The organism is Candidatus Methylobacter oryzae, assembly GCF_003994235.2.
Classification (GTDB): domain Bacteria; phylum Pseudomonadota; class Gammaproteobacteria; order Methylococcales; family Methylomonadaceae; genus Methylobacter_A; species Methylobacter_A oryzae.
Map to the genome: position 1 here is coordinate 100,655 of NZ_RYFG02000116.1, position 6,265 is coordinate 106,919.

Here is a 6,265-nt window from a genome sequence, read left to right on the forward strand (position 1 = left end):
GACCAACATTGAAAATCGTAACTACACGCTCACTTAGAAATGAGTGTGTAGGCAACATCAACACACGTTATGTAGATCTAAAAATCATTTAAGCAACCTTACAATGCATCCACAACAACGAACCGTTAATCCCAATAAGCTGGCCGATAAACATGAACGCCCTCTGTTCATAATCCATTTAATTTTATCGACCCTATTCTGGCTAACGATCATCGCTCTAACTCTAGGAAAGGCGTTAATTTATGCGGCAATATTCGCCGTCAGTTATCTCTTTACCCAATCGGGCCTGATAGCCTGGATCAAAGGCAATGGGATTAAGGTCAGCGATGAGCAGTTTCCGGACCTGTACGAACATTTCAAAAATTGCTGCGTTGTGCTGGGCATCAAGCAACAGCCCGGAATCTACCTGATCAACGGCGGCGGCATCATGAATGCCTTTGCTGCGCGCTTTTTAGGCAAGCATTGGGTCGTTTTGCATTCCGATATCGTCGACGCTTTATCCGAAAACCCGGAAGCCGTTAATTTTTATATCGGCCATGAACTGGGGCACATTAGAAGCGGACACCTATTATTGGGGCCTTATCTTTGGCCGTCCGGTATTTTGCCGTTAATCGGGCCGGCTTATTCCCGTGCCCGGGAATACAGTTGCGACCAATTCGGCCGTGCTTGCTGTAAAAACTCCCGGAGCGCAGTCCAGGGACTGACCGCACTTGCCGCCGGCCGAAAAAGATGGCTCTCGACAGATATACCTGCATATACATGCCAAGCTTACGAAAGCAGCGGCTTTTGGATGTCTTTTCATGAACTGGTGGCCGATTATCCATGGCTGAGCAAACGGGCCATGCGCCTTCACGACCCGGACGATTCTTTACCGCCGCATCATAAATTATCCTGGCTGCTCGCCTTGTTCGTGCCTCGATTGGGAAAAGGCGGCATGGTGTTGGCGATCATCGCCCTCATCGGCGTTCTCGCCGGCATTGCCTTGCCTGCCTATCAAAGCTATACGATGCGGGCCAAACAGCTTCAATCGAATGAGCAAACTCAAAGTTCTGCTTCCAATGCATCCCGTGTTTTTGACGACGATCAAACCGCTCCGGAAGCCCTGCCAGCAAAACAGGCGCCGTCGGCGCACGAAGCGCCGGATAGGGAACCGGCGCAAGCGACGAGTGCGAATCTTAATTTCACTCTCGATCAGCGAATTCAGGCCGCAGCTGGCGTCATCAAAAACAGTACGCCGGAAATGATCGACGTTTATACCCGATTCGACGGTGTTGAAGCGGGGCCGGGACCGAAAATCAGCCTGACTTATACCCTGGTCAACGTATCAGCTTCGAACCAACTCCCCGCCGAACTTTTCAACACGGCTTTCGGACCATTACTGAAAAAATCCTCTTGCGGCTCGCAACTGTTAAAACCGCTGATCGATGAACAGGTAAGCATCCTTCATCATTATCGCGGACAAGGCGGTTTTCAGATCGGAACCATAGCAATCGACCGTAATTCTTGCGCGCTCTGATATTGTCGGTTTTTCGATGCCGCTGTTATTGAGATTTGAAAATCTGTACCCAAGCGGGTAACCCGCGCTATATCGCCGCCGCGTAAACCGCGCAGCTCCAGCTCGCCGATGCGATTGTCGAGCAAACCGTCGCCTGATTCATGAGCATAGCCAACCAAACCCCATCCTGGTACGGCAAGGGCCGGCACCATTTCTTCGGCCACTGTGCCGGCTTTAACGCCTGGCTGGAGAAAAGCGTGAGCTTTATACAGCCTCAGAAAACAGCCTATCCATAGCCATACTTTTAGAAAAAATATTTGTTTCTCTAAAAATCAACAATAACCCACCTTTTATGTTTTTATTGAAAAACCCTGCCTAATCTCCTATCCTCCATGTTGAGGTTTTGAATGAGGTTAAAGCCTCTGGACACTATGCTCTAAACTACTCCCACTGGAGATTTTATGAAGATTGGTATACCTAAAGAGATTCATCCAGGTGAAAAACGTGTGGCCACAACGCCTGAGGCCGCAGAACAAATTATAAAACTGGGTTTTTCCGTCCTGCTCGAAAGCGGAGCGGGACTTGAAGCTAATATTTCCGATGAAGCCTACCAAGAAGTGGGCGTTGAAATTGTTGAGAGTGCCAAGACGCTATGGAAATCGGCGGATATTGTCATGAAAGTTCGCGCTCCCGAGCAGCATCCGGAGCTGGCGCTGGACGAAATCGACCTGTTACCCGAAGGCGGCCGTTTAATCAGTTTTATCTGGCCGGCGCAAAACGAAGAATTAATGCAAAAACTGGCGGCCAAAAACGCGACGGTATTGGCGATGGACAGCGTGCCGCGCATGTCCAGGGCGCAAAAGCTCGATGCGCTAAGCTCGATGGCGAATATCGCCGGTTACCGGGCAGTCATTGAAGCGGCCCAGCATTTCGGACGTTTCTTTACCGGCCAGATTACCGCCGCAGGCAAAATCCCACCGGCTAAAGTATTGGTCATCGGCGCCGGCGTTGCGGGCCTTGCCGCGATCGGCGCCGCGAAAGGCATGGGCGCGATTGTCCGGGCTTTCGATACCCGCCCCGAAGTTAAAGAACAAATCGAAAGCATGGACGCCGAGTTCTTGATGCTGGACTTTAAAGAAGAAGGCTCCGGCACCGGCGGTTATGCCAAAGTGATGTCCAAGGAATTCATCGAAGCCGAAATGGCGTTGTTCGCCAGACAAGCGATGGAAGTCGACATCATCATCACGACCGCGCTGATTCCCGGCAAGCCGGCGCCGAAGCTGATTACCGAAGGCATGGTCGAATCGATGAAACCGGGCAGCGTCATCGTCGATTTGGCGTCCGAACAAGGCGGCAACTGCGCGCTGACCGAGAAAGACAAGGTTGTCGTCAAACACGGCGTGACGATTATCGGCTACACCGATTTACCCAGCCGTTTGGCGAACCAAGCCAGCCAGCTTTACGGCACCAACCTCAGGCATTTGCTGACCGATCTGTGCCCCGACAAGAACGGCGAGATCAACGTCAATATGGACGACGAAGTGATACGCGGCGCCACGGTGATCAAAGAAGGCAAAATAACCTGGCCGCCACCCCCACCGAAACTCTCCGCCGCCCCTGCCCCGCAAACCGAAGCTCCCGCTTACAAAACAGAACAAGAACCTAAAAAATCGATCATCCCATGCTGGCTCAAGCAGCTTATCCCGTTAGCGATTGGCGGTGCGGCGCTATTCGGCATCGGCGCGGTGGCCCCGGCGTCGTTCATGACGCATTTCACGGTGTTCGTGCTTGCCTGCTTCGTCGGCTATCAAGTGATCTGGAACGTAACGCCGGCGCTGCATACACCTTTGATGAGCGTGACCAACGCAATCAGCGGCATCATCGTGATCGGCGCGTTGATACAGGTTTCTGCGCCGGACCAGAATATCCAGATCCTGGCCGGATTGGCGATCCTGATCGCTTCGATCAATATCGCCGGCGGCTTTTTGGTCACGCGCCGCATGTTAGAAATGTTCAGAAAATAACCGGAGAAAACGATGTCCCATAGTTTAATTACGATGTCTTACATCGTCGCCACCATTCTGTTCATTTTTAGCTTGAGTGGCTTGAGCAACCAGGAATCCGCCCGCAAAGGCAATTATTACGGCATGTTGGGCATGGCGATTGCGATTGTCGTCACAGCCCTGAGCCCGGCGGTCAGCTCGTACCCGATTTTGATCGTTGCGCTGTTGATCGGCGGCACTATCGGCGCCTTCGCGGCATCGAAAGTCGAAATGACGCAAATGCCGGAGCTGGTCGCGATCATGCACAGCTTGGTCGGTATGGCTGCGGTACTGGTCGGTTACGCCAACTTCATGGACACTTCGTCAACGCTGACCGGCGTCGAAAAAACGATTCATGAAATCGAAATTTATGTCGGCATTCTGATCGGCGCGGTGACGTTTTCCGGTTCGGTCATTGCATTCGGAAAACTTAGCGAACGCATCAGCGGCAAGCCGATGTTATTGCCGGCCCGTCATTGGTTGAATCTGGGCTTGCTGATCGCGGCTATCGTTCTGGGCTGGATGTTTTTGCAGGAAACCGAAACCGGCGGCGGTTCGCTGCCGTTATGGATCATGACTGCAATTGCATTATTGTTCGGCATCCACATGGTCATGGCTATCGGCGGTGCCGACATGCCGGTCGTGGTATCGATGCTGAACAGCTATTCCGGTTGGGCCGCGGCAGCGACCGGCTTTATGTTGAGCAACGACTTGCTGATCGTGACCGGCGCGCTGGTCGGCAGTAGCGGCGCGATCTTGAGTTACATCATGTGCCGCGCGATGAACCGCCATTTCCTCAGCGTGATTGCCGGCGGTTTCGGCACGTCCGGCGGCTCGTCCGCGGTTGTCGAAGGCGAAGTCACGCCGGTCAACGCCGAGGAAACCGCGCAACTGCTGCTGGATGCGAAAAACATCATGATCATCCCCGGCTACGGCATGGCGGTTGCGCAAGCGCAGCATACCGTCAACGAAATCACCAAGTTGCTCAGGGATAAAGGCAAGAAAGTCGGTTTCGGCATCCACCCGGTTGCCGGACGGATGCCCGGCCATATGAACGTGCTGCTGGCCGAAGCCAAAGTGCCTTACGACATCGTTTATGAAATGGACGAGATCAACGAAGACTGGGACGATGTCGATGTGTCGATCGTGATCGGCGCCAACGACATCGTCAACCCGTCGGCGTTGGACGACCCGAACAGTCCAATTGCCGGTATGCCGGTACTGGAATGCTGGAAAGGCGATACCACTATCGTACTGAAACGCAGTATGGCGTCCGGCTACGCCGGTGTGGGTAATCCGTTATTCGTGCTGGAAAATACCCGCATGTTGTTCGGCGATGCCAATGCGACGATGCAAGCGGTGCTGAAAGCGTTGAAAGGATAAGAAACTTACCACGAAGACACGAAAGTCGTAACTTCGTGATCTTCGTGGTCAAACCTTGTTTGATAACATTCGTTTATTTGCAACAATCCCACCATTTTCCACACGATTCCGGCCGTTATGCTTGGCCCTGTACAATGCAGAATCGGCTGCTTTGATCAGGAGATTGGCCGCATCACTATCTATTACAATAGATTCAGTATCCGGCACGTAATTTGATATGCCGATAGAAACGGTAACCGAGACGGAAATGTCATTCACTGCAATGACCAGCGTCTGAATAGCTTTTCGTACTCGCTCGGCTGTCTCCAGCGCTTCAAACTCGTCGGTATTGGACAATAAGGCCACAAACTCTTCGCCGCCGTAACGGACGAATACGTCGTTATCCCGTAATTGGTGTTTTATCGTCGTGGCTACCAGGGACAACACCAAATCACCGCCTTGATGGCCATACTTATCATTGATCGACTTGAAAAAATCAATATCGAAAAACTGGCAAGACAGCGGCGCGGCATTGCGTTGACTGCGTTTTAATTCTTCACCGATACGCTGTTCGAAAAAGCGTCTGTTATTAACGCCGGTTAATGCATCGAGATAACTGACTCGCCTGATCTCTTCGACATGAAGATTATTTTCCAGGCAAACACCGACTACAGAGCTAAGGTGCTCAATAAAATCCGTAGCCATCTTATCGTCGAATCTATCAAGCTGATAACTACCCAAATTTAAAGTGCCCATAAATTTGTCGCGGCGAGTTAAAGGCGTAATGGCAACGCTGGCCGGCTGTCTCTCAATATGCGGGAAAAAGTCGGCGTATTGGGCGTTTCGATAAATACCGATATAGGGTTGGGTGGCCGCCGGTTTTAAAGTGTCCAGCAAGATTAAGCCATTTTTTGAGCTGCATGAGTAACCGCTATCGTTAAGCGTTTTTGCGATTTCACCCGCTTCATCCAGCAAGCATAGGCTGATCGCATCAAGGTCAAAATAGTTTTTAGCCTCTTCGAGCAGATGGTCAATAATGTCCGGTAAAGCATTGAGCTTTAGCAATCTTATTTCAAATGCCTGGAACTTCCGCAACGTAGCGCTGTTCCGCTGAATGCGCTCAAGCATCGTCTCTAAATGGCTTTGCAGCGCAACTAAGTCGGTGGTTAAATCTTCTTCCAAGTCATTCTCTGAATAATTGAAACAATCACATAAGCCTAGCAGTTATTTGAAAAAAAACTCAATGCTTCCTAACTTTCTTTATTGCTTATTCACGTTTAGTGCGTGTTTTAAAAGTTTGATACCTTCCCCGAGGACAGCCTGGTCAGCATCAAATTAATCATGGCGATATGAACGAATGCTTTGC

General features: G+C 51.2%; 5 protein-coding genes. 3 read left to right on the forward strand and 2 right to left on the reverse strand.

Features of this window, described 5'->3' with window-relative positions:
• Positions 1-103: 103 nt before the first annotated feature.
• The gene (locus EKO24_RS18525; protein WP_127027482.1) at positions 104-1,516 is read left to right on the forward strand and encodes a M48 family metalloprotease; all 1,413 of its coding nucleotides are present in this window, start codon (positions 104-106) and stop codon (positions 1,514-1,516) included.
• Here EKO24_RS18525 and EKO24_RS18530 read toward each other — a convergent pair.
• Positions 1,471-1,719 carry a hypothetical protein gene (locus EKO24_RS18530; protein ID WP_127027483.1) on the reverse strand — a complete coding sequence of 83 codons (249 nt, stop codon included), beginning with the start codon at positions 1,717-1,719 and terminating at the stop codon, positions 1,471-1,473. The genes EKO24_RS18525 and EKO24_RS18530 overlap by 46 nt on opposite strands.
• A gap of 237 nt (positions 1,720-1,956) precedes the next feature.
• Between EKO24_RS18530 and EKO24_RS18535 the strand changes: the two genes are divergently transcribed.
• Complete coding sequence (locus EKO24_RS18535; RefSeq protein ID WP_127027484.1) at positions 1,957-3,519, forward strand: Re/Si-specific NAD(P)(+) transhydrogenase subunit alpha; 1,563 nt, start codon at positions 1,957-1,959, stop codon at positions 3,517-3,519.
• Positions 3,520-3,531: 12 nt separating this feature from the next.
• Positions 3,532-4,920, forward strand: coding sequence for a Re/Si-specific NAD(P)(+) transhydrogenase subunit beta (gene pntB, locus EKO24_RS18540; protein ID WP_143733255.1), 1,389 nt, complete (start codon positions 3,532-3,534; stop codon positions 4,918-4,920).
• A 48-nt stretch (positions 4,921-4,968) separates the two neighbouring features.
• Here the strand turns inward: pntB and EKO24_RS18545 are convergent, their stop codons facing one another.
• On the reverse strand, positions 4,969-6,081 hold the full coding sequence (locus EKO24_RS18545) for a sensor domain-containing diguanylate cyclase (RefSeq protein WP_127030792.1): 1,113 nt from the start codon (positions 6,079-6,081) through the stop codon (positions 4,969-4,971).
• Between the last annotated feature and the right edge of the window lie 184 nt (positions 6,082-6,265).